Origin of the sequence: Acinetobacter sp. AOR01_HL, assembly GCF_027855455.1 — a bacterium.
Classification (GTDB): domain Bacteria; phylum Pseudomonadota; class Gammaproteobacteria; order Pseudomonadales; family Moraxellaceae; genus Acinetobacter; species Acinetobacter baumannii.
The window spans coordinates 55,790-80,437 of sequence record NZ_JAKTIM010000036.1; the positions used below are offsets into that span (position 1 = coordinate 55,790).

The window sequence follows — 24,648 nt, forward strand, 5'->3', positions numbered from 1 at the left end:
AGGAAAAAGGATAAAAAATCATGACAGAACGTAGTCCATTACGAGTCGGAATTGGCGGACCAGTCGGTTCAGGTAAAACAGCACTTACGCTTAACTTATGCCGTGCCTTGCGTGATAAATATAATATGGCAGTAGTGACAAATGATATTTATACCAAAGAAGACTCAAACTTTTTAACCCGTAATGAAGCGATGTCACCAGATCGTATTGTAGGTGTCGAGACAGGTGGTTGCCCGCATACAGCAATTCGTGAAGATGCTTCAATTAATTTAGCTGCGATTGATGATCTGTGTGAAAAATTTGATGGCTTAGAACTCATTATTATTGAAAGCGGTGGTGATAATTTAGCGGCAACATTTAGCCCAGAGCTTTCTGATTTAACTTTATATGTCATTGATGTAGCAGGTGGCGAAAAGATCCCTCGTAAAGGAGGACCGGGTATTACCAAGTCAGATTTACTGATTATTAATAAAACTGACCTCGCACCTATGGTGGGAGCAAACCTTGATGTCATGGACCAAGATGCAAAACGCATGCGTGGTGAAAAGCCATTTTTATTTTCAAACATGAAAACACAAGATGGGCTTGAAGAAATTATTCAATTTATTGAGAAGCAAGGGCTGTTTAAGGCTTAAGGAGTAACTATGAACTTCATTAAAAAATGGAGCGTTGGGCTCCTTAACATGTTACCTGCGTTAGCTATGGCTCATCCGGGGCATGACCATGTACATTCAGGTTTTATAGCAGGCTTTATTCATCCGTTTACGGGGTTGGATCATTTAATAATGGCTTTAGGCTTTGGTGTCTTGCTTTGGTCGGCAGCCAAACAGTGGAAAATTGCTGGCGTCATCACTTTAAGTATCACCTTAGTGATTGGCTTTTTGGTAGGTGCTCAAGGTTTGGTACCCGCCAATGTTGCTGAATACGGTATTGTTGCTTCTTTAATTATTACAGCGATTGCGCTATGGACAAAATCAAATCGTATTTTACCTATCGCTGCCGCTTTACTCGCAAGCTTTCATGGGATAGCTCATGGTGTTGAGTTAGCACATGCAGGGCATATCGTGGCGTTAGTAACCGGTATGGTTACTGGTATGGCACTTATCTATTGTGGTGGGCTTGCACTCGGTGCAGTATTTACACGTTATGTGCCATATGGCAAAAAAATTGTAGGTGCCTGTGCAGCACTTGTTGCAGTGATTGGTTTGAGTTAATTAAAACTTTGTAGCGAAAAAGGTAGCTTAAGGCTATCTTTTTATTCGCTTATTTTTTGGTAAAGCCCTGCATGGACTGTACCAGCTTTGGTTGTTTTAACTTGCTGCCATGTTGCAGGAAGGTGAAGCTGAGATAAATCTCGGTCAGCTTCAACGTAAATGTACCCATTATTTTTAATATGTGAGTCTGCCAAGTGAGCAAGCTCTTGCCATAAATTAAGACTATAAGGAGGGTCTAAAAAAACGACATCAAACTGTTCTTTTAGGCGTGGTAAGGCTTGTTGAGCAGTTGCATTAATTAAATGGCAATTCTGCGCTTTGAGCAATTGAATATTATCTTTTAAAAATCGTGCCTGAGTCTTATCTGGCTCAATCATATAAACAGATGCAGCACCGCGCGATAATGCTTCAAAGCCTAATGCCCCAGAACCTGTACAGATATCGAGAACATGAGCGTTTTGAATGTCCCACATGAGCCAGTTAAATAAAGTTTCGCGGACACGATCGGGAGTTGGTCTTAATCCTTCAATACTGGCGAATGGTAAAACTCGTCTTTTCCATTCGCCCCCAATAATGCGTAATTGATTTTTCATTATTCATCGACCTCGTTTGTAGCAGGACGAGTTGGTGTTGCCTGTGGAGTAGAGGCTGCTGCGGAAGTCGGAGCAGAGGTCGCAGGAGTAGAGCTGGCACTTTCATTACCACTTGGGAGTTCACCCGGTTTAATTCCAGCGGTCATCAAGCCACCATTAACCTGATGGTTGGCTGGTCGAATCGGATTTTTCTTACGGGTTAATAACCAGTAATCAAACACGGGTTTAGCAAGTTGGGCTGCTGAACCACCATGACGGCCATTTTCCCAAATAACTGCAATAGCGATTTCGGGTTTATCAGCCGGAGCAAAGCCAACAAAAAGACCATGGTCAAGTTGGCGTTCACTAAGCGCAGCTTCGTTATAACGTTTGCCTTGAGCAATACTTTTAACCTGTGCTGTACCTGTTTTTCCGGCAATTTGATATAGCGGTGTACGGATGCCACGACCAGTACCTGATTGAATTACATCAATCATGGCTTCTCGCATTTTTACCCAATCTTCATCTGTACCATTGAAATTAATTTTTCCATCAGGTGCATTACGTACGGTAAAAGGTTTTGCACCATGGGTTGCACGTAAAACATGGGGAACTACATGCGAGCCGTGGTTCGCCGTAATGGCAGTTGCCATGGCGAGTTGTAAAGGAGTTGCGGTAAATGCACCTTGACCAATACTTACTGAAATCGTTTCACCTTTCATCCATTTGGATTTGCGTGTACGCATTTTCCATTCAGGATTTGGATATAAGCCTTCACTTTCACTTGGTAAATCGACACCTGTTTTTTGGCCAAAGCCAAATTGGCGCATCCATTGGTTCATCTGATCGATGCCCATTTGATTAGCCAAAATATAAAAATAGGTATCACAAGACATGATAATGGCTTTGTGCATGTTCACAATGCCATGACCGGTTTTTTTCCAGTCACGGAATTTGTGTGAGTCACCCGGTAAATGGAAATAGCCAGGGTCGGAAATAGCAGTAGCCCAATCAACAATTCCATAATGTAAACCGCCCATCGCTTCCATTGGCTTAATGGTTGAACCAGGAGGGTATACACCTTGTACTGCACGGTTATAAAGAGGCTGATCTATATTGTCACGTAGAGAACTATAATCTTTATGATTAATACCCGTCACAAATAAGTTAGGGTTAAAGCTTGGGCTTGAAACCAACGCAAGAATTTCACCAGTGCGTGGGTCTATCGCAACAATTGCACCACGTCGACCAGCGAGTTGTTGTGATGCGACAACTTGCAAACCATAATCTAATGATAAGTAGAGATCATTACCACGAGTTGGGTCTTTACGGCCTAGGTGACGCAAAATATTACTATGAGCATCTGCTTCTACAGACTCATAACCAGGTGTTCCATGAAGTAAATCTTCATAGCTTTTTTCTACACCAATTTTACCAATCAGGTTTGTTCCAGCATATAAATCTTTATCAATACTTTTTAATTCTTTATCGTTAATACGGCCAACATATCCAATCACGTGAGCAAATAAATCACCATGTGGATAATAGCGCGTCATTTGGGTTTCAATTCTAACCCCGGGGAACTTGTATTTAACTTCACTAAACTTGGCAATATTTGTCTCGGTCAAATTCAGTTTAATGGCCACACGTTCAGTTTTACGTGCTGTTTTAATGCGGCTTTTAAAACGATCTACATCTTCTTGAGTGAGTTCTAAAATAGGCTGTAATTGTTCAATAACGGTATCAACGTTCTCAACATCTGCTTTACTTAATGTTGCGGTAAAAACAGGGTAGTTATCTGCCAGTAAAACCCCATTGCGGTCATAAATATAACCACGAGCAGGTGGAAGGGGTTGTAGGCGAATACGGTTTTTATCCGATGCCGTCGAGAACTCATCATAATGAAAAATTTGTAGATAAGCGTATCGGCTGGCTAGTACCAATAAACAGATAATCACAAGCCCTACGGCAAAAAATATACGACCTCGATAAATGCGCTTTTCTTGCTGGATATCTTTTAAAGGAAAGTGCTGTTTCATACGGATCGACTTAATGACATAGGGTGAGAAAAATAGCTGCTTATTCTAACGCAAGCGCACTTAAAATATCGCATATTTTTCAAAGTTTCAGTGAAGAGGCAAATTGGCTTTTTTGACTTTGTAGACAACAAAATTGTAGAGTCTTGTATATAAGAAGCAAAATAATTCTGTTAAAGTCTCTCATTCAATAGAATAGGGTTGTTCTCACCATACGATTAGGGAAAATGGAGAAAATAATGAGAAAAATTTATCCCTTACTTGCAGTTTTGACAGTAAGCAGTTGGGCACATGCTCAAGATTACTCATTTCTTCCAGAAGCAAAATTAGCAGATCATAAAGCATCTACCTGGAATGTAGGCGCCGGTTTTACACAAAAATTGTTACATCTCAATGGTGAGTGGGTAAATCCTTATGGAATTGTTTATGCAAAAGTTGGTGCATTTTTAAATGGCGATAAAACTGCTGGAGGACAAGTCGGATTCCGCTATCCGTACTACCTTACTGGAACAGATAAAAATGGTTACTATATTGGCTTTTACGCTGGACATCTTGATAGCAAATCGGTTGATGGAGATTATAAATCTCGTTTAGGTGCTGGTGTTGATTTGGCATATGTATTGTTGAATTCAGAAAGAATTAGTACGTTTAGTGTGGGTATCGGCGCAGCGGAAAAATTAACGGACCAGAATGGTGATGTTGCTGCAGATACTAAACCACAAATTCAATTTTCTTATTCTCTAAGTTTTGGTTTATAAAACAAAGCAGTTTATCGTTAACTCGCCATAAGCAGAGCACAAATAAATACGAGAGTCTTACATGTTAGAGTACGTCAGCGGATTGTGGCAGACCTTTTTACACAGACCTGATTTTTGGGCCGTTTTGAGTATCATTCCGGTCACTGCCTTTGTCACATGGGCACATGTGTGGATGGCTTTAAAAATGGTGTTTTACCCAATCAAGTTTTGGGGATTTCATTTAGGTCCTTTACCAGTCGGCTGGCAAGGTATTGTGCCACGTAAAGCTGGACGTATCTCTGGAATTATTACCGATAATACTTTATCCAAGTTAGGTTCTTTGCGTGAGTTTTTAGAGGCAATGGACCCTGAAGACATGGCACGTATTATTGGTGAGCAAGTCGGATTTGAACTTGAGCATTTGATTGATGAAGTGATGATCGATCGTAATGCAGTGCTTTGGGAAAATTTACCTTATTCGATTAAACGCCGTATTTATGCTCAAGCGCATAAGCAATTACCAGGTGTACTCAGAGAATTAGTGACTGAGCTGACTATGAACGTTGAGTCACTGGTTGATATGCGTGAAATGGTGGTGAGCCAAATGGAAGGTGATCGCCGTTTAATGGTACGTATGTTTTTAAAAGTTGGACAAAAAGAAATCAACTTTATTTGGCATATTAGTGCTTTAATCGGGATGTTCTTTGGTGTTTTCCAAATGGTAGTCTGGTTTGTGGTGCCTTGGCATTGGACAGTACCGTTTTGGGCGTCTATTTGGGGCTTTTTAACTAACTGGATTGCAATCTGGATGGTATTTAACCCGATTGAACCGCATTACATTCGTTATCCGCAAATATTTAGATTAACAAAAGATCGTAAGTTCCCTTGGATTGTACCTGTTTTACGAATTGGTACTTATAATGTTCAAGGGGCTTTCATGAAGCGTCAAGAAGAAGTTTCAGAAGTCTTCTCAAGCGTAGTGACAGAAGATCTGATTACGTTAAAATCAATTATGACAGAAATGATGTATGGTTCACGCAAGGACAAAACGCGTCGTATTGTTAAACGTCATATTAACGAAATCATGGAAACTCCACTTGTTCGAACATCTTTACAGCTTTCTTTAGGCCCAAGAGAGTATGCAAGGTTAAAGACGGACTTGATTGATCGTTCAATTGAAATTACGATGGGACCGGTATGTGACCCTGCACTAAATGCAAGCCGGGCACAGAAGATTTTTCAAATGTTTAAAGAGCGTATTCGTGAACTAACACCAAAAGAGTTTCAGAATTTGTTACGTCCAGCATTTCAAGAGGACGAGTGGATTCTTATTGTACTAGGTGGGGTAACCGGATTTATTGCTGGTACAATACATTTGTTTGTGGCTTTCTTATAATTCGAAGTCGGGCAGGATCTATTGAAGATCAATGAAACTAAATCTGCCGGACCTCACATTCATTGTTTTAAATGAGGATGTTTTTTATGCGCATTATCTTACTCGGACCACCTGGGGCAGGCAAAGGTACTCAGGCTCAGTTGATCTGTAAGCGCTACAATATCCCACAAATTTCAACCGGTGATATGCTCCGTGCTGCAATTCGTGAAGGTACTGAATTAGGTTTAAAAGCTAAAAGTGTGATGGAATCTGGCGGTTTAGTTTCAGATGAACTCATTATCGGTTTAGTAAAAGAACGTATTGCTCAACCTGACTGCGTGAATGGTTGTATTTTCGACGGTTTCCCACGCACTATTCCTCAAGCAGAAGCTTTGGAAAAAGAAGGGATCAGCATTGATCATGTAATCGAAATTGATGTACCTGATGAAGAAATCGTAAAACGTCTTTCTGGTCGTCGTCAGCATCCAGCTTCTGGTCGTGTTTATCACGTTGTATACAATCCACCTAAAGTGGAAGGTAAAGATGATGAAACTGGTGAGGATCTTGTTCAACGTCCAGATGACCAAGAAGAAACAATCCGTAAGCGTTTAGCGTCTTATCACACTGAAACAGAACAATTGGTTGGTTTCTACCAAGGTCGTGCTGCTTCTGGTGAAAATGCGCCAACTTATGACAAGCTTGATGGCTTACGTACAATTGAAGATGTACAAAAAGATTTGTTCAACATCTTAGACAAATAATTTAATATTATTTGTAATACCGAGCCCTCTTTGTGAGGGCTCTTTTCTTTCATTATGTGCAGGAGAATGATTTGAAAATCATTTTGATTTTGGTGGTATTGCTGAGTCTGGCACTATTGTTATTTTTACTGTATCAAAGCTACAAAATGCTGAGAAAAGTACAAAAACAAGCGAAAGAAGAAAGAAAACAGCAAAAGCGTTTAAAGTAACCAAATTGGGTATAAGCTATACCCAACTTTTATTCTGCCTCAATATTTTTAACCGCAATTTGTTTTTGAGCACCAAACTCAAAGCGGTCCGGCCAGTTACATACATCAGCAACCACGCACTCTGAACATTTTGGTTTACGGGCAATACAGCAGTAACGACCATGTAATATCAGCCAGTGATGTGCATCTAAAATAAATTCTTTAGGAATGACTTTTACTAGGCGATGTTCAACTTCCAGAACATTTTTACCTATTGCTAAGCCCGTCCGATTTCCAACACGGAAAATATGTGTATCGACAGCCATTGTCGGCTGACCGAATGCGGTATTTAAAACTACATTGGCTGTTTTACGGCCTACACCTGGCAAAGCTTCCAAATCTTTTCGGTTACTTGGAACTTCACCGTTAAACTGCTCCATTAAAATCTTACAGGTCTTGATAACATTTTCGGCTTTTGCGTTATAAAGACCAATCGTTTTAATGTATTCTTTTAACCCGTCTACGCCTAAGTTATAGATTTTTTCAGCGGTGTTCGCAACAGGATAGAGCTTATCAGTTGCTTTGTTGACACTAACGTCGGTTGCTTGTGCCGATAACATAACGGCAATGAGCAATTCAAATGGTGATGAATATTTTAATTCGGTCTGTGGAGAAGGTCTTTGTTCACGAAGGCGTTCAAAGAAAATTTGAATCTGCTTTTTCGTCATATTTTTGACGGCCATTCAGACCTCCTGTAATTGAATGAGTTGCTGTTGTAGTTCATCAAGTTGAAGACGCTTTTTGGCATCTTCTCGAACACTGAGCTGCTTTTCCAACTTTTTAATTTGTGTACGAACTTTCGCTAATTCAATTGTGGTTTTTGCATCGTTTACAATCGCTTCTTTTGGCTTCTCGATGAGCTCAATTGAAGGTAAATCATCAAGTGCTTGAGAGAATTGTGCAAACAGCTGGGTATCGATTTCAGCACGTACAACAGGGCCTTTGCGGTGAATACGGCGTTTTTCTTCACGTTGAATATGCGCGTAATAACGTTGTCGTAAATCATTTTGCTCCACAATACGTTGCTGTTCGCTTGGCAATGCTTGAGTGTCTTCGACCAGATCAATACAGTCAACTGGGCAGGGTGGAATACATAACTCACAACCTGTGCATAGATCAGTCAAAATTGTATGCATGAGCTTACCACTACCAATAATGGCATCTACTGGGCAGGCATTAATACATTTTGTACATCCGATGCATTCATCTTCGCGAATAATTGCCTTCATACGTTGCGGGCGTCCATCCGCCTGTACAGGCCAGACACTCGTTTCAGCAGGTAATAATGGGCGATTTAATAATTGTGCCAGTGCATCGGCCACTGGCTGTCCACCAGGAACACATTTATTTGCTTCTTCACCTTCAGCAATGGACTTTGCGTAAGGTAGACAGCCGTCACGGTGCCCACACAGACCACATTGTGTTTGTGGTAATAACGCATCAATCTCGCGTATGAGAGAAATAGATGGATTCATAGAGGAAAATAGCTTGCTTAAAACGATGCGATAATGAAGAAAAACCTAAGTAAGGTCAATGGATTTTAACGAATTTATTGGCTTTTTGATTGACCTAAAATGTCGCTAATATTGCACAATAATAGATCAATAAAAGTGAAAAGATAAATGACTATTATTGATTGTTAGACAGTTTTTCTAAAAATAAGTTTATGATAATTAAGAAAAATAAAATAATTTAAAATAACTATTGTTAAAATTGATGGAAAGGGATTTAATATTTTGCTGCTAAATGATGCATTTTAAAATGTATTGCACCAATTTAATTCATTACTATGCTGAGGACCGTGCATTGAAATATAACAACCTGAATGAATTCCTGAATTACGTGCAAGCGCGTGATCCGCATCAACCTGAGTTTTTACAAGCTGTCGAAGAGGTCATGACAAGCTTGTGGCCATTTATTGAAAAAAATCCAGAATATGCCGAGCAGGGATTGCTAGAACGTTTGGTGGAACCAGAACGCGTGATCCAATTTCGCGTTTCGTGGATGGATGATAAAGGGCAGACTCAAGTTAACCGTGCTTTCCGTGTTCAATACAATTCAGCAATTGGTCCATTCAAGGGTGGTATGCGTTTCCATCCGTCGGTCAACCTATCTATTTTAAAATTTTTAGGGTTTGAGCAAACTTTTAAAAACTCGCTTACAACTTTGCCAATGGGTGGAGGAAAAGGGGGGTCAGATTTTAACCCTAAAGGTAAATCTGATGCTGAAATTATGCGATTCTGTCAGGCACTTATGATTGAGCTTTACCGTCATTTAGGTCCAAATACTGATATCCCTGCTGGAGATATTGGTGTGGGTGCACGTGAAGTAGGTTATATGGCTGGCATGATGAAAAAGCTCAGTAATGACACGGCATGTGTGTTTACAGGTAAAGGAATTTCATTTGGCGGTAGCTTAATGCGCCCTGAAGCAACAGGCTATGGTACGGTTTATTTTGCAGAAGAAATGCTAAAAACACGTGGGCAGTCTTTTGCTGGTAAAACCGTTTCGATATCTGGTTCTGGTAACGTTGCGCAGTATGCTGCTGAAAAAGCAATGTTCTTAGGTGCAAAAGTGGTTACGCTATCGGACTCAAATGGTACCGTTTATTTAAAAAATGGTTTTACAGATGAGTTACTAGCTGAAGTTATGGAACTCAAAAACGTTAAACGTGGCCGTATTTCAGAATTTGCTTCTAAGCATGGCTTTGAATATTTTGAAGGGAAGACACCTTGGCATATTCCTGTAGATATTGCCTTACCATGTGCAACACAAAATGAATTAACTGGCGAAGATGCCAAAATGCTCATCGCTAATGGAGTAATTTGTGTGGCTGAAGGCGCTAATATGCCATCTACACTTGAAGCTGTTGAGCATTTTATTGAAGCTAAGATTTTGTATGCGCCTGGTAAAGCTTCTAATGCGGGTGGGGTGGCAACGTCTGGTTTAGAAATGTCTCAAAATGCGATTCGTTTAGGCTGGACACATGCTGAAGTCGATGAACGCTTACATGCAATTATGAAAGATATTCATGCCAACTGTGTTAGATACGGTACTAAAGAAGATGGTACTGTGAATTATGTAGATGGTGCCAATATTGCTGGTTTTGTAAAAGTTGCTGATGCGATGCTTGCACAAGGTATCTATTAAAATATAGAAATAAAAAAATCCGATGCCAAAGCGTCGGATTTTTTTAGTCTAAAACTTATTTTTTAGGCTTTTTAACGAGTTCTTGTTCTACAACCATATCTAACACATCTGCTTGGCTAGATTGATCTGCTGCTGGATTTTTCACTTCAAAACGTTTTACACGTAAGATTACGCGTTGGTTTGGATTGTGTTCAAAACCTTCGATTTGACCGTAATATAATGACCAGTTTTTGTCAGCATAAGTTTTTACGCCTTTGTCATCATATTTAACTTCACGAACTTGCAAGCAAGTTTGTGGTGCAACACCTGTGCAAGATTTAGTTTCTGGCGCTACTTCAAGGAAAACAGTTTTACCTTCAGATTGATATTTTGCTTCAGGTGTCATTTTACCTGTGAACGTATATTTTTGGCCTTGAGCGTCAGTTACTGTCAATGTTGGTTGATCAACATTTGTTGTATTGAGTTCAAATGGAATTGCACGTTTTTGGAAGAGGCTGCTAGAGAATTGTTCCTGTTTCATTAAAGCAGGTTCACAAGCCATCATAGTTGACATGACATCAGTCGTTACAATCGTATTGTTTTCAACTTTCCAAGTGGTGCCTTGGCGGTTACAACCTGTATCAATTGATAAACGGTCGTTTGTAAAGTTAAGAACAATCGGCTTTTTAGTATTTTCAGGTTGGTATGACCATGAATAATCAGTTAAAGCTTGAGTATTAGTTGCTTTTTCGCCTTGGAAAATATGCTTTTGACCTGCTTTATCTATCACGCTTAAGATTACCTGACCATTGTTATTACTAATTTCGATTGGCAATTTCGCTTCACTAAAGATGCTATTAGACAATTGTTCTTGTTTCATTAAATCGTCTTGGCAAGCCATCATTGTTGATGCAAGTGGAGAAGTTACAAGTTGGTTGCCTTCAACTTTCCAAGTCCCGCCTTGGCCATTACAGCCAGTATTAATTGCTAATTTACCGTCTGCATTAAAGTTAAGAACAAGTGGCTTAGATGCTTTTACATTTTGATAAGTCCAAGCATATTCACTTAAAGTAGTCGCAAGATTTTGTTGTTGCTCAGATACAATTGGAGCTTGAGTGTTTGAAACTGTTTGACACGCCATCAAAGAAAAAGGTAATAACGCAAGAATTAAATATTTAATTTTCATTTAAAAAAACTTCAAGTAAAAAAACAACAGCACTAAGCTTAAAACATTCTTAAAAAAAGAAAATGTAAACATTTGATTGTTTCGGTTTTTAAAATGTATAAGTTTGTAAATTATTCTATTTTTCAACAAAAATAATGGTATACCCCGCAAAACGGGGTATTTTCCAAAAATTAATCAAAGCGGTATATATCCATACCTAGTGAGCCCATTGTGAAGCTACTATGAACAATCGTAAAACGATGTCCCGTACCCATAGCAAAAAACAAAGGTGCAAAATGCTCAAGTGAAGGATGATTACGTTTCACAAACGGCAGGGTTTGCCACTCCAGTACACCATCATAGTCTTGATGACTCAACTTACTGACCACTGTATTTCTAAAAGTTGAAGCCCATTCAGGTACTTTTGAATTGTCACCTTGCCAAGACAGTTCAGCAAGATTATGAGTAATACTTCCAGAGCCAATCAATAAGATTTGTTTTTCACGTAAAGGTGCCAGCGTTTGGCCAATCCGATAAATTTCCTGTGCAGTTAAGCCCATTGGTAAAGAAATTTCAACAACAGGAATTTCTGCATCTGGATACATATGTAAAAGAGGCATCCATACGCCGTGGTCACGAGGGCGAGTGCTATTGGCATGTGCGACAAAATGAGCATCTGCTAACAACTTCAAAATTTCTTCTGCAAGCTCGGGTTGACCGGGGGCAGTATAGCGAATTTCATACAACTCTGGCGGGAAACCACGGAAGTCATGCCAAGTTTCCGGACGAGTCGAACTACTTACTTCGAGTGCTTTACTTTCCCAGTGAGCAGACATCACTATGATTGCCTTTGGAGTAGGCAGATTTACACTAAGACGATGTAAGGCAGGACCCACTTGTTCTGGATCAAGTGCAAGCATGGGTGAACCATGTGAAATAAACAGTCCGGGAAGGGTTTGTAGTTCCATTTCATTACACCTGAGTTGAAAAGCAGAATAATAGTCATTATGCCAAAATCAGGACATGTTAAAAGTATCCTGATTTCAACGTATTGTTCTTAAAATGAAACGTTTGTTCTTTTTATGCACGGTGGTAAGGATGATTATGATTAATGCTCATTGCTCGGTAAAGTTGTTCGATTAATAAAATACGTACTAAAGGGTGCGGCATGGTAAGTTTTGAAAGTGACCAGTGCCAAGCAGCGGCTTTGCGTACTTGATCTGACAAGCCATCTGGGCCACCAATAGCAAGTGCCACATCATTACCTTCAAGCATCCATTGTTTCATGGTGTCTGCTAGTTTTTCTGTGCTGAGCTCGCGACCGCCAACTTCTAAAGCAATGAGGGTCTCATTAGATTTTAAAGCATTTAAAATACTTTCACCCTCGATTTGGCAGTATTTTAAAATATCTGCTTCTGAATCATTTTTACCGCGTTTTGCCATTGGGAGTTCAATAACCTGAGTTTGAACAAAAGGCTGGATGCGTTTGAAATAATCTTCAAAACCAGTAAGTACCCAAGCGGGTATTTTTTGACCAATGGTCAGAATACGAATTTTCATGTTATCTATTCAGTCAAAACAGCTGTCACATTATACCTGAGGAGAGGTTAACTGCGGGGGAGTAAGTGGGCATAAAAAACGCAGTCCAAAAAACGGTGTTGGACTGCGATCAAATGATCATCTGTCTGGAGTTCAGATGATCATAGAGAATAAAAACAAGGCTATCTGTGACATAAGATAGACAAGAGCAAATAATAGAATTAATTACTCTTACTTCTTATTATGAGGATGGTTGGATATTTTTCAATCAAATTGTGTAACAAAAAAAAGAGAGCCGAAGCCCTCTTTTTTATATGTGAATTAGTGACGCGCTGCTTTTGAGCCTTCCACCGGTTTTACAATCGGTGTTTTAGGTAAAGGCTTTGGCATCGAAGTTAATGCTAAAGGTAAGATTTCATCAATGCTTTTCACAGCTTTGATTTCTAATCCTTCTTTCACATTGTCTGGAATTTCTGCCAAATCACGAACGTTATCTTGAGGAATAAAGACGAGCTTGATTCCACCACGATGTGCAGCAAGAAGTTTCTCTTTCAAGCCACCGATACGCATCGCACGACCACCTAGACTTGTTTCACCTGTCATTGCAATATCTGGTCGAATCGCAATTCCAGTAAATGCTGATACAAGTGCAGTTGTTAACGCTAAACCAGCAGATGGACCATCTTTTGGAGTTGCACCTTCAGGTAAGTGAACGTGTACATCAGTTTCTTCAAAGCGAGATGCTTCAATTCCAAGTTCATCAGCACGTGTGCGTACTACTGTCATTGCTGTGGTAATTGATTCTTTCATTACATCACCGAGTGAACCGGTTGTAATGAATTTACCTTTACCTTTAACAGCTGCAACTTCAATAGTAAGCAATTCACCACCTACAGAAGTCCATGCCAAGCCATTTACACGGCCTACTTGTGCTTCATCTTCGGCCATACCAAAGTCAAATTTATGTGGACCTAGGTATTCAGGAAGATTGGCAGAGGTAACGTCAAGCTGTAAGTTTTTAGATTTTTTACTTACCGCTTCTTTTACGACTTTACGTGCAATTTTAGAAACTTCACGTTCTAAATTACGTACGCCAGCTTCACGTGTATAGCGTTGAACAATGTCACGAATCGCTTCTTCATGAATAGTTAACTCTTTTGGACGTAGGCCATTGTTCTTAATTGCTTTAGGAACAAGGTAACGCTCAGCAATGTTAACTTTTTCATCTTCGGTATAACCCGGTAGACGAATAACTTCCATACGGTCCAACAAGGCTTCTGGAATATTCATGCTGTTTGCAGTACAGATGAACATCACTTCAGAAAGGTCAAGATCAAGATCTAAATAGTGATCGTTGAACTTACTGTTTTGTGATGGATCAAGCACTTCAAGCAAAGCAGAAGCAGGATCACCACGGTAGTCTTGAGCCATCTTGTCAATTTCGTCGAGTAAGAACAATGGGTTCTTCACACCAACTTTTGTTAAGGACTGCACGATTTTACCTGGCATCGCACCAATATAAGTACGACGGTGTCCACGAATTTCTGCTTCATCACGTACGCCACCAAGCGCCATGCGAACAAATTCACGACCTGTTGCTTTCGCTACTGATTCACCGAGTGAAGTTTTACCAACCCCTGGAGGTCCAACCAAGCAAAGGATAGGGCCTTTGAGTTTTTTCACACGTGATTGAACAGCTAGGTATTCAACAATACGATCTTTAACGTCATCAAGACCATAATGATCGGCATCAAGAATCTCTTGCGCTTTGTTCAGGTTAATACTGACTTTGCTCGCTTTGTTCCATGGCGTATCTAGAATCACTTCTAGATAGTTACGTACCACAGCAGCTTCACTAGATGCAGGCTGCATTGCTTTAAGTTTACGGAACTCAGCTTCGGCTTTTTTACGTACGTGTTCAGGTAAATCAGCTTCAGCAAGACGTTTCTCTATTTCAGCAACGTCATCTTCAGCACCGCCATTCATGTCGGAAAGTTCACGTTGAATGACTTTCATTTTTTCATTTAGAAAGTATTCACGTTGGTTCTTTTCCATTTGGCGTTTTACGCTGTCATGTAAAGTTTGCTCAATTTGCTGTTCAGCAGATTGATTCATCAAGTAGTTCATCAACTCTTGCAAGTGAGCTTCAAACTCATCGTACTCTAAAAATTTCTGCTTAATTTCAATATTTAGAGGCACACGAGTTGCTACGAAGAACATCAATTGCAATAAGTCTTCGATTTTGTTGGCAGCAGCAACCAGTTCACGTGCATTACGTAATTTTGCTTCTGCATATTGAGCAAATAAGTTACGTAACTCTTGTAAACGAGTTTCTTGCGTTGCCTTATCTACATTAATCGTCATTGGACTTAATTCATGTTCGGCAGTCAAATAACTATCTTCATCGATAATTTTTTTCAACTTAGAACGATGTAAGCCTTCAATAAGTACTTTAATGCAGTTTTCATCATTTTCATGATTAACTACTTGTACAATCTTAGCGACTGTACCGTACTGGTATAAATTGTCGTGATCAATTTCTTCTGTAAGCGAATCTTTTTGCGCAACTACAAATACTAAATTGTCACTGTTACGAGCCACATCAACTGCATTGATCGATTTTTCACGACCCACAAATAGCGCAATCTGCATGTGTGGATAAACCACCACATCACGTAAGGCTAATAGTGGTAATACACTTGGAACCTGAGGCTCTAAGTCAGTTTTTTCATTCATAATAAGTTCAGACATGGGCACTCCTAATGAGTGACAACGAGGTTGCCATGTTTTTTATAGTGATGTGTATTTTAAAAATTACAAGGGCATGACAATAGAAAATGTTGAAAAAAGGACTAATTTAGTCAACTTTTTTTTAAAAATGTTATGAATCAATAGATTAATTCTTAAGAAGAATAAAATTTTGTAGAGCGGCTACTCATTTTTACTTAATAATTCTTCTTCTCTTACTGGAGCAAGACTTGTTTGTAAGTAAAATTATTTGTTTAGTTTTAATTTTAAAATACATATTTTTATTAAGTATATTTAAATATTAATTATTTATATCATTTGTCTGATATTAGAATAATCACACTATAATTTATAATATACACCTGTATTTTTATAATATATTTTAAATAAAATTAGATATTATTTTTTAGAGCTAATATTCTATTTTTTAAAGTAAAATTGATTTTTAAAAATATTTATATTTAATTAATTTGATAAAAAATAAACATTTATTTAGAGCTATTATTCTATTTTAAAATAAAATTACTTATTATTAACAAAAACAACACATAATATTTATAATTTAAATTTTTATTAATAAATTCAGTAATTTAAAATTAATTATAAAAATATATTTTGTGATTGAAATCACAAATTTTCTTATCATTATTTCGGTTTTATATTTACCCTTTAAATTTATTCAATTAGGATGCCGCCTCTTTTTTTGGGGCCAAAAATTTTAAAAATGTATTTGTATATTTTTATTGGTCTTTGAGTTCGGTATTTGTCTGAGAAGTTTTATGAATAAAGTTTACAAGGTCATTTGGAATGCTTCGATTGGAGCATGGGTTGCAACCTCTGAAATTGCAAAAAGTAAAACAAAGACTAAATCAAAAACTTTAAATGTATCAGCGGCAGTTTTATCCGGCGTAATTTGTTTTGCTCCAAATGCTTTTGCTGGGACAAATACCGAAGGGGGAATAGGCCAAGGAACATCTATTTCTGGTACAACTTCATGTCGTGAAGGAAGCGCTAATACGGCTAATCAAAAAGATATTGCTATTGGCTGCGGAGCACAAACTCAAGACCGAACTGGCTCTAACATCGCAAATCGTAATAATCCATATAATAATTCTACCGGTGCTTATGCTGGCGCAATGAAACAAGGGGGAGCAATCAGTGTTGGTACGGGGGCTGTAGTTGAGAAAGGCCTAGGAACAGCAATCGGTTCTTATGCGACGACTCAAGGTATTTCAGGTGTGGCAATTGGTACGGGTGCTTTATCTTCTGGAAATACTGCTCTTGCAGTTGGTCGTCAATCTGCAGCGACAGCCGACTTCTCACAAGCTATTGGTAATGTTGCTGCTGCGACGGGTAAAGGTTCTTTAGCCATAGGGCATTCAGCCACTGCGGAAGGTTACCGTTCAATTGCGATTGGCTCACCAGATATTGAAAATGCTGACCCTGTTGCTGGGCAGGCAGGCGCTGCTTATCAACCAAAAATGGCTACTAAAGCAACGGGTAAAGACTCGATTGCATTTGGTGGAGGTGCGGTTGCTACTGAAGAAAATGCTTTAGCAATTGGTGCATTTTCAGAGTCTAAAGGTAAAAAGTCTGTTGCAATTGGTACCGGTGCAAAGGCACAAAAAGATAATGCAGTTGTTATTGGGGACCAAGCAGAAGCTAGCTTTGAAGGCGGCGTAGCAATTGGTAAAGGTGCCCGTTCTGAAGCGGAAAACAGTATTGCTTTAGGTAAAGATTCAAAAGCCAGTCAAGCAACTGGTGAAAGTTTCTTGACTAAACAATCAGCACCAACAGGTGTTTTGTCAATCGGAGATATTGGAACGGAACGCCGTATTCAAAATGTGGCAGATGGTGCAGCAGATTCTGATGCTGCAACTGTGCGTCAGTTAAAAGCTGCTCGTACCCATTATGTCAGTATTAATGACAATGGTCAGCAAGGTGGTAACTTTGAAAATGATGGTGCGACTGGTCGTAATGCTATTGCTGTAGGGGTAAATGCTTCTGCTGCTGGTCGTGAGGCAATGGCGATTGGTGGTAGTGCACAGGCAATAGGTTCTGGTGCTATTGCAATGGGAAGTAGTAGCCAAACTGTAGGACGTGGGGATGTCGCTATAGGTCGTAATGCATCGACTCAAGGTGCCGAAGGGGTCAATAGTAACCAATCTGTTGCGATTGGTGATCAGACGAAAGCAATTGGGGACCAGTCAGTAGCAATTGGTGCCGACGTGATTGCAAAAGGGAACTCTTCTGTTGCAATTGGTGGTGATGATGTCGATAAAATCGCACGTGATACGGAATTAAGTAATACCTATACGGAAATTACTGGTGGTACTTTACAGGCAGGTAAATATCCAACAACCGAAGCGAATCATGGTTCAACTGCTGTTGGGGTTCAAGCTGTAGGTACAGGAGCGTTTTCTTCTGCTTTTGGTATGACCTCTAAAGCAACTGGTGACGCTTCTTCTGCTTTTGGCGTCATGTCAAATGCTTCGGGTAAAGGCGCCGCTGCATTCGGTGCTGTTGCACAAGCAACAGGTGATGGCGCATCGGCAATGGGTATTAACTCATTGGCATCGGGTACAAATTCAACAGCAATTGGCTCTGGTAATAAACCGGGTGAAGGAGCAAAAGCGACTGGAAACAGTGCTGCTGCAATCGGTAGTGGTGCCCAAGCAACAGGTGATAACTCGGCTGCAATTGGTAAAGGGGCTGAGGCTACAAATGAAAATGCTGCTGCTGTCGGCGGTGGTGCAAAAGCAGCTGGTAAAAATGCTGCAGCTATTGGTGGTGGTGCAATTGCCGATCAAGAAAATGCAGTTGCAGTTGGCCAAGGTGCTCAGTCATTAGTTGAAGGTGGTGTTGCTTTAGGCGCACGCAGTAAAGTAGAAGCCAAAAATAGTGTTGCTTTAGGCCAAGATGCTGTAGCGACAGAAGCAACAGGAACTTCTTTCCTGACTAATCGTGATGCTTCTCAATCTAATGGTGTGATTTCTGTTGGGTCGGCTGGAAAAGAACGCCGTATTACCAATGTAGAAGATGGCTCAGCTGACTCAGATGCAGTAACAGTACGCCAGCTTAAAAATGTTGATAGTCGTGTTAATCAAAATACGAGCAATATTGGTAAGAATACCCAGAATATTACTAACCTGAATCAGAAGTTAGATGATACAAAAACGAATCTAGGTAATCAGATCACAGATACAAACAAGAATCTGAATGATGCCAAGAAAGACCTTGGTAACCAGATTACTGATACCAATACCAAGTTAAATACCACTAAAGATCAGTTAACTACTCAGATTAACGACACTAAAACTGAGTTAAACAACACGATTGGTAACACCAAGACTGAGCTGAATAGCAAAATCGACAATACCAAGACCGAGCTTGAAAATAAAGGTCTAAACTTTGCTGGCAATAGCGGTGCAGATGTACATCGTAAACTTGGTGAGAAGCTCAACATTGTAGGTGGTGCAGCTGCATCAACTCCGGCGGCTACGACTAGCGGGGAGAACGTTATTACCCGTACTACCAAAGATGGTATTCAGATTGAACTGTTAAAAGACTCGAAGTTTGACAGTGTCACCACGGGCAACACCACATTAAATACGAATGGTTTAACCATTAAAGAAGGCCCAAGCATTACTAAAGATGGCATTAATGCTGGCGGCAAACAGATTACCAATGTGGCTGATGGTATCAATGCCAAAGATGCAGTAAACAAAGGTCAGTTAGATGATCTTGCTGCTAAGCAAAATGCAACCGATGATGCTGCGGTGAAATACGATGATGCCAAGACCAAAGATAAAGTTACCTTAAAAGGTAAAGACGGTACGGTTTTAGATAATGTGAAAGCAGGCCACATCTCATCGACTTCAAAAGAAGCAGTAAACGGCAGTCAGATTCACAAGATTTCTAACAGTATTAAAAACAGTATTGGTGGAAATACCGTTGTAAACCCCGATGGTAGTCTGACGACCAATAACATTGGTGGAACGGGTAAAAACAACATCAATGATGCGATTAGTGAAGTAAAAAATACAGCTACGAAAGCGAAGACTACTGTAACTGAAGGCGACAACATTGTTGTAAAAGAAACTGTTAATAAAGATGGCAGCACTAACTACGAAGTATCAACCAAAAAGGATCTGACATTAGACAGTGTAACTGCGGGCGATAGCGTACTTAATCATAATGGCCTAACCATTAAAGATGGTCCAAGCGTGACTAGAGATGGCATTAATGCTGGCGGTAAGAAAATTACTGATGTTTCGAACGGTGTGATTGCACAAAATTCTAAAGATGCTGTAAATGGCGGTCAGATACATAATATCTCGACGAGTATTAAAAACAGTATTGGTGGAAATACCGTTGTAAACCCGGATGGTAGCCTGACGACCAATAACATTGGCGGAACAGGTAAAAACAACATCAATGACGCAATTAAGTCTGTAGATGAAAAAGTCACCAATGGTGTAAATGACTTGACTCAAAAAGGTCTGAATTTTGGTGCGAATGACCAGAAAGCAACCCAAGGCAAAGCAGTTCACCGTAAGCTTGGTGACACTATCAATATTGTAGGTGGTGCGGACGAAAAAACTGCTGAAGATAAAACTAGTGGCGAGAACATCATTACCCGTACCACAGAAGATGGTGTCAAAATTGAGATGTTAAAAGATGTGAAGTTCGATAGCGTGAATGTCGGGGGCCATGTCTTAAATCAACAAGGTCTAATCATCAAGGGTGGGCCAAGCATCACAGTGAATGGTATTAATGCAGGTGGTAAACAAATTACCAATGTTGCAGACGGTATTAATGCAAAAGATGCGGTGAACAAAGGCCAATTAGACAAGCAAATTAACGAAGTTAAAGATCAAATTGGTAAAGATATTGGCAAGCTTTCTGATCATGCTGTGCAGTATGACAAAGATAAAAATGGCAATGTCGACAAGAACTCAGTCACTTTAGGTGGTGGAGAAAAAGGTACCAATCTGAAAAATGTAGCTGACGGTAAAATTGCTGAAGGCTCTAAAGATGCCGTGAATGGTGGTCAATTATGGAATGTTCAAAATCAAGTCGATAAGAACTCGAATGATATTAAGAATATTCAGAATAACATCGATAACATTTCTAATGGTAAAGCTGGGTTAGTTCAACAGCAAAAACCAAATGGTGAAATCACGGTCGGTAAAGATTCTGGCGGTACTAGCATTAATATGGCTGGTAAAGAGGGCGATCGTGTTGTTCAAGGTGTTAAAGATGGTGAGATTAAAGCTGGTTCGAACCAAGCTGTAAATGGTGGTCAAATCCATAAAATTTCAGAAAGCATCAAAAACAGTATTGGTGGAAATACTACGATTGATCCTAAAGATGGCTCAATTACAACCAACAATATTGGTGGTACAGGTAAGAACAATATTAATGATGCGATTGGGACCTTAAACCAGTCGAACCAAGAATTGGGTAACAAAATTACCAATCTGGGCGATCAGTTACAACAAGTGTTCTATGACACTAATAAACGTATTGATGACGTTGAGAAAAAAGCTAATGCAGGTATTGCCGCTGCCATGGCCTTAGAAAATGCGCCGTTTGTAGCAGGTAAATATACCTATGCTGTTGGTGCTGCATATCATGGTGGTGAGAACGCAGTCGGTGTGACCTTACGCAAAACCTCTGACAATGGCCGTTGGTCAATTACAGGTGGTGTGGCAGCTGCTTCTCAAGGTGAGCCAAGCGTCCGCGTTGGTATTAGTGGTGTGATTAATTAAGAAACTGGTTGGGAGGGCAATGCTCTCCTTGCTCGACAGATTAAAGAGATTATAGAGATGAACAAAACAATCCAAAGCTTAGTCGTAGCAGCTTTTGCTGGTTTCGCAGTCACAACTTATGCAAATGAACAGGCTCAGCTACAGGAAATTCATTTTCCAGCGATTGAAAAGAGTTATTTGAAACAAGTAAAACGTTATGAATACCAAGATATTGCTCGTTTAGATACAGGACTAAATAAAGATCAAATTCGAGCTTTACTAGGCAATCCACAATTTAGTGAAGGGCTTTTTGCAGTAAAAGTTTGGAACTATGTGCTAGATATCCGTGTTCCCAACACACACCAGTACCAGCGTTGCCAGTTGCGTATTGATTTTGATAAGGACTATTTAGCAGAACGTTTATCTTGGAAGGGTGAAGCGTGTGAAGGTTTAGTTGTTTTGGGAGCAAATAATCAGGCACCAGCACGTAGCACTGTAATTGCAGATCGTACAGCGAGTGTCCTATTTGCTTTTGATCGATTTGATACGAGTGCGATTGAAGAAGGTACTAATAGCGTTGTGAAAATTGCTGAAAAGATCAAAAAAAGCCAGACAACAACACCAGTTATTGTTTCAGGTTTTACCGATCCATTGGGTAAATTTAGCTATAATCAAGAATTGTCTTCACAGCGTGCTAATACAGTTGCCAAGTTATTGGTTCAACAAGGTATTGATCCTACACGTATACAGATACAGGCGAATAGCCAGACTGATCTATACAAGCAGTGTTCAGGGAAAAATAGTTCGCAACTTATCGAATGTTTAGCGCCAAATAGACGCGTCAATATAAGCTGGTAAATAATCTGCTATATAAAAGTAATCCTATTTCTTAGGATTACTTTTATGAGTTATAAAAATAAGAAAAATCATAATAAATCTTTTTATTTATTTGAATTTTAATGATTTTTATAAAATATTTCGTATTTAAAATATATTAATATTTCGGTGAAAGATATTAATATATTGAAAATATTAAATTTCCATCAATACAACTTAGCTAAATTTATATTATTTTTATGTAAAAATAATATAAATATCAGCAACTTGTGTTTTATTTTTAGCAATTAAAGAATTTGAATGATAAAAAACATCTTGATTGTAAAAAAATGTAACAACAGTCTTTTTAATGTTTAACGTTAAGAAAAATTAAAAAATTGATTAAATTACTATTTTTTTTTAAGTATGGGAAAAGTTAACAATATTTATCACTTGTTGTGACTTTGTTTGATTTTGATATTTAAAAATGTGATTTACTTCTCAAAATAAAAAAGATATTTTCACAAAAAATAAGCAATTTAATTGTTTTGATTGCAAAACTTTACAAATGTAAGCGTTAAGTTTACGGGTGGGAATATGAATAAGATATACAAAGTGGTATGGAATGCTTCTATTGGTACATGGATTGTTGTATCAGAATTAGCTAAAAGCAAAACGAGAACTGGTTCTGTTTCATCCTCTTCCGAAATAACTGGTTCGCAAAATGAGATTGTTTCTAAAGAAAAGAAATTTAGACCTAAGGCACTTGTATTATCTATCATCTCCTGTTTAGCCGTTTCACATGTGTGGGCTGACTACACAAACTTGTATGGTTCAATTATCGATACAAGTCCAACCATTAGTAATGGTATTGCAATAGGAGCAAATACGGGTACTCCTGCTACTGCAAATGATTCTAATGGATTAGCCGTTGGATCAAGAGCAAATGCCAGCGCAGCAGATTCAACTGCATTAGGAAATTATGTAAATGCGACAGGGGTAAACTCAACAGTAGTTGGTGGACAAGCTAGTGCTGCTGGTGCGCAATCAATTGCACTTCAAAATAACAGTGATGCAGATCTTGTCGCAGAAGGTTTGGCAACAGGGTCATCTTTTACAGCAGTTGATAGTGCTTCTAGCTACAGTGTCGCAATTGGTGCGATGAGCCAAGTTGTTGGTTCAACAGCAGCAATGGCAATAGGGAAAAATGCTCAAGTTAACAGTGGTGCAAATAATGCTACTGCTATTGGTAATACAGCGACTGTAGACACAAATGCGGTTGATGGTGTTGCTATAGGAACTAACAGCTTAACCTCAGCAGCAAATAGTGTAGCGCTCGGGCCAAGATCAACTGCGAATGTAACAAATTCAGTTGCTTTGGGTGCAGGATCAACAACTACGGTACAAAGTGGCAACTCATATATAACAAATGTTGCAGCATCTACGACAAATGGTGTTGTTTCAGTGGGTTCAGCAACAAATACTCGACGTATTCAAAACGTAGCCGATGGTGCTGCCGATTCAGATGCGGTTACGGTTGCTCAGTTAAAAGATGTAAACAATCGTGCTGTGGGTAATACGACAGCATTAGGTGGTGGCGCAGCATATAATCCTGCAACAGATGTATATACACCACCAAGTTATACAATAACAAAAACAGATGGAACGACTTATACTCCTGTTAATACCGTGTCTGGTGCGCTAACTAATTTAAATAATGAAGTTGTTAAACCTATTACTTTTGCTGGTAATACAGGGAGTTCAGCAAATAATTTAGGTACAACACTTAATATCACTGGAGGAGGTTCAACTGCTGGAACCTATTCTGGAAATAACTTAAAAACGGCTGTGACTGGTAACACAGTTAATATTCAAATGGCTGATGCACCTGTTTTCTCTGGGACAGTTACGGCTGGAAACTTAACTACTGGAGGTTCATTAAATGTTACTGGTGCAAGTAACTTAAATGGCGGTGCAAACCTTAATAATCAGAAAATTACCAATTTAGCAGCAGGTACGATTTCTTCTACCTCTACAGATGCAGTAAATGGTAGTCAGTTAAATACCACAAACCAGAATGTAACCACTGCTCAGAACACAGCAAACACAGCGGTGACTAATGCGGCAGCAGCTCAAAATACGGCAAACACGGCAGTCACCAATGCTGCAGCAGCACAAGCGACAGCAGATAAAGGCCTAAACTTTAGTGTTAATGGTGGTACAGCAGACAATGTAAAGCTGGGTGAAACAGTTAACTTTGCCAATGGCACCAACACCACAGCAGTATATGACCCTGCAACCAATACCTATAAATACAGTGTCAATGACAACATTGCATTAACCAATGCGGGTAGCTTAACAGTTGGGAATAGCAAGGTTGATAACAATGGCTTAACCATTACCGGTGGTCCAAGTGTAACCACTGCAGGTATTAATGCGGGCAACCAGAAGATTACTAACGTTGCGGCAGGTACTATTTCATCTACATCAACAGATGCAGTAAATGGTAGTCAGTTAAATACCACAAACCAGAATGTAACCACTGCTCAGAACAC

Annotated in this window: 18 protein-coding genes; 10 read left to right on the forward strand and 8 right to left on the reverse strand. The window is 39.4% G+C overall.

The annotated features are described in order from the left end of the window. Nucleotides 1–20 precede the first annotated feature (20 nt). On the forward strand, nucleotides 21–635 hold the full coding sequence (gene ureG, locus MKL62_RS10860; protein WP_000140200.1) for an urease accessory protein UreG: 615 nt from the start codon (nucleotides 21–23) through the stop codon (nucleotides 633–635). Between the two features lie 9 nt (nucleotides 636–644). Beyond that, nucleotides 645–1,214, forward strand: coding sequence for a HupE/UreJ family protein (locus MKL62_RS10865; protein WP_005129318.1), 570 nt, complete (start codon nucleotides 645–647; stop codon nucleotides 1,212–1,214). A gap of 41 nt (nucleotides 1,215–1,255) precedes the next feature. Here MKL62_RS10865 and rsmD read toward each other — a convergent pair whose 3' ends face one another. Both rsmD and mrdA read right to left on the reverse strand, forming a co-directional pair. Continuing rightward, complete coding sequence (rsmD, locus tag MKL62_RS10870; protein WP_004842015.1) at nucleotides 1,256–1,807, reverse strand: 16S rRNA (guanine(966)-N(2))-methyltransferase RsmD; 552 nt, start codon at nucleotides 1,805–1,807, stop codon at nucleotides 1,256–1,258. Then, nucleotides 1,807–3,825: a penicillin-binding protein 2 gene (mrdA, locus tag MKL62_RS10875; protein WP_000809155.1), complete on the reverse strand. Its 2,019-nt coding sequence runs from the start codon at nucleotides 3,823–3,825 to the stop codon at nucleotides 1,807–1,809. The genes rsmD and mrdA overlap by 1 nt, the downstream gene beginning before the upstream one ends. Before the next feature lie 236 nt (nucleotides 3,826–4,061). Between mrdA and MKL62_RS10880 the strand changes: the two genes are divergently transcribed. From MKL62_RS10880 to MKL62_RS10895, 4 genes are all read left to right on the forward strand, one after another. After that, nucleotides 4,062–4,580: a hypothetical protein gene (locus tag MKL62_RS10880; protein ID WP_005129315.1), complete on the forward strand. Its 519-nt coding sequence runs from the start codon at nucleotides 4,062–4,064 to the stop codon at nucleotides 4,578–4,580. A gap of 61 nt (nucleotides 4,581–4,641) precedes the next feature. Beyond that, nucleotides 4,642–5,955, forward strand: a complete 1,314-nt coding sequence (locus tag MKL62_RS10885) for a DUF445 domain-containing protein (protein ID WP_000895449.1) — start codon at nucleotides 4,642–4,644, stop codon at nucleotides 5,953–5,955. 86 nt (nucleotides 5,956–6,041) lie between these two features. After that, entirely contained in the window at nucleotides 6,042–6,695 is a 654-nt protein-coding gene (adk, locus tag MKL62_RS10890) for an adenylate kinase (protein ID WP_001220244.1), read from the forward strand. 71 nt (nucleotides 6,696–6,766) lie between these two features. Further along, a complete protein-coding gene (locus tag MKL62_RS10895; RefSeq protein WP_000691574.1) occupies nucleotides 6,767–6,904 on the forward strand; it encodes a hypothetical protein in 138 nt (45 codons plus the stop codon). Between the two features lie 29 nt (nucleotides 6,905–6,933). On the opposite strand, the gene nth is transcribed toward MKL62_RS10895, so the two are convergent. After that, nucleotides 6,934–7,626, reverse strand: coding sequence for an endonuclease III (gene nth / locus MKL62_RS10900; protein WP_000279329.1), 693 nt, complete (start codon nucleotides 7,624–7,626; stop codon nucleotides 6,934–6,936). Further along, nucleotides 7,627–8,418 carry an RnfABCDGE type electron transport complex subunit B gene (locus MKL62_RS10905; protein ID WP_005129313.1) on the reverse strand — a complete coding sequence of 264 codons (792 nt, stop codon included), beginning with the start codon at nucleotides 8,416–8,418 and terminating at the stop codon, nucleotides 7,627–7,629. It lies immediately after the preceding gene. A 271-nt stretch (nucleotides 8,419–8,689) separates the two neighbouring features. Here MKL62_RS10905 and gdhA point away from each other — a divergent pair, with 271 nt between their 5' ends. Further along, on the forward strand, nucleotides 8,690–10,093 hold the full coding sequence (gdhA, locus tag MKL62_RS10910) for an NADP-specific glutamate dehydrogenase (protein WP_005129310.1): 1,404 nt from the start codon (nucleotides 8,690–8,692) through the stop codon (nucleotides 10,091–10,093). Nucleotides 10,094–10,148: 55 nt separating this feature from the next. Here the strand turns inward: gdhA and MKL62_RS10915 are convergent, their stop codons facing one another. The 4 genes from MKL62_RS10915 to lon all read right to left on the reverse strand — a co-directional run bounded on the left by MKL62_RS10915 (nucleotide 10,149) and on the right by lon (nucleotide 15,527). Beyond that, the gene (locus MKL62_RS10915) at nucleotides 10,149–11,258 is read right to left on the reverse strand and encodes an META and DUF4377 domain-containing protein (RefSeq protein WP_005129309.1); all 1,110 of its coding nucleotides are present in this window, start codon (nucleotides 11,256–11,258) and stop codon (nucleotides 10,149–10,151) included. Between the two features lie 170 nt (nucleotides 11,259–11,428). Further along, nucleotides 11,429–12,205 carry a dioxygenase family protein gene (locus MKL62_RS10920; RefSeq protein ID WP_005129308.1) on the reverse strand — a complete coding sequence of 259 codons (777 nt, stop codon included), beginning with the start codon at nucleotides 12,203–12,205 and terminating at the stop codon, nucleotides 11,429–11,431. Between the two features lie 112 nt (nucleotides 12,206–12,317). Continuing rightward, nucleotides 12,318–12,797 (reverse strand): 23S rRNA (pseudouridine(1915)-N(3))-methyltransferase RlmH, encoded by a 480-nt coding sequence (rlmH, locus tag MKL62_RS10925; RefSeq protein WP_005129307.1) that lies wholly within the window; start codon nucleotides 12,795–12,797, stop codon nucleotides 12,318–12,320. Nucleotides 12,798–13,097: 300 nt separating this feature from the next. Beyond that, complete coding sequence (gene lon / locus MKL62_RS10930) at nucleotides 13,098–15,527, reverse strand: endopeptidase La (RefSeq protein WP_001292274.1); 2,430 nt, start codon at nucleotides 15,525–15,527, stop codon at nucleotides 13,098–13,100. Nucleotides 15,528–16,303: 776 nt separating this feature from the next. Here lon and ata point away from each other — a divergent pair. The 3 genes from ata to MKL62_RS10945 all read left to right on the forward strand — a co-directional run. Further along, a complete protein-coding gene (gene ata / locus MKL62_RS10935; protein ID WP_005129306.1) occupies nucleotides 16,304–21,298 on the forward strand; it encodes a trimeric autotransporter adhesin Ata in 4,995 nt (1,664 codons plus the stop codon). Nucleotides 21,299–21,355: 57 nt separating this feature from the next. After that, complete coding sequence (gene tpgA, locus MKL62_RS10940) at nucleotides 21,356–22,135, forward strand: trimeric autotransporter adhesin/peptidogylcan-associated protein TpgA (protein ID WP_005129304.1); 780 nt, start codon at nucleotides 21,356–21,358, stop codon at nucleotides 22,133–22,135. Nucleotides 22,136–22,690: 555 nt separating this feature from the next. Then, nucleotides 22,691–24,648 (forward strand): ESPR-type extended signal peptide-containing protein (locus MKL62_RS10945; protein ID WP_270899763.1); only part of this gene is annotated, 1,958 nt, incomplete at its 3' end.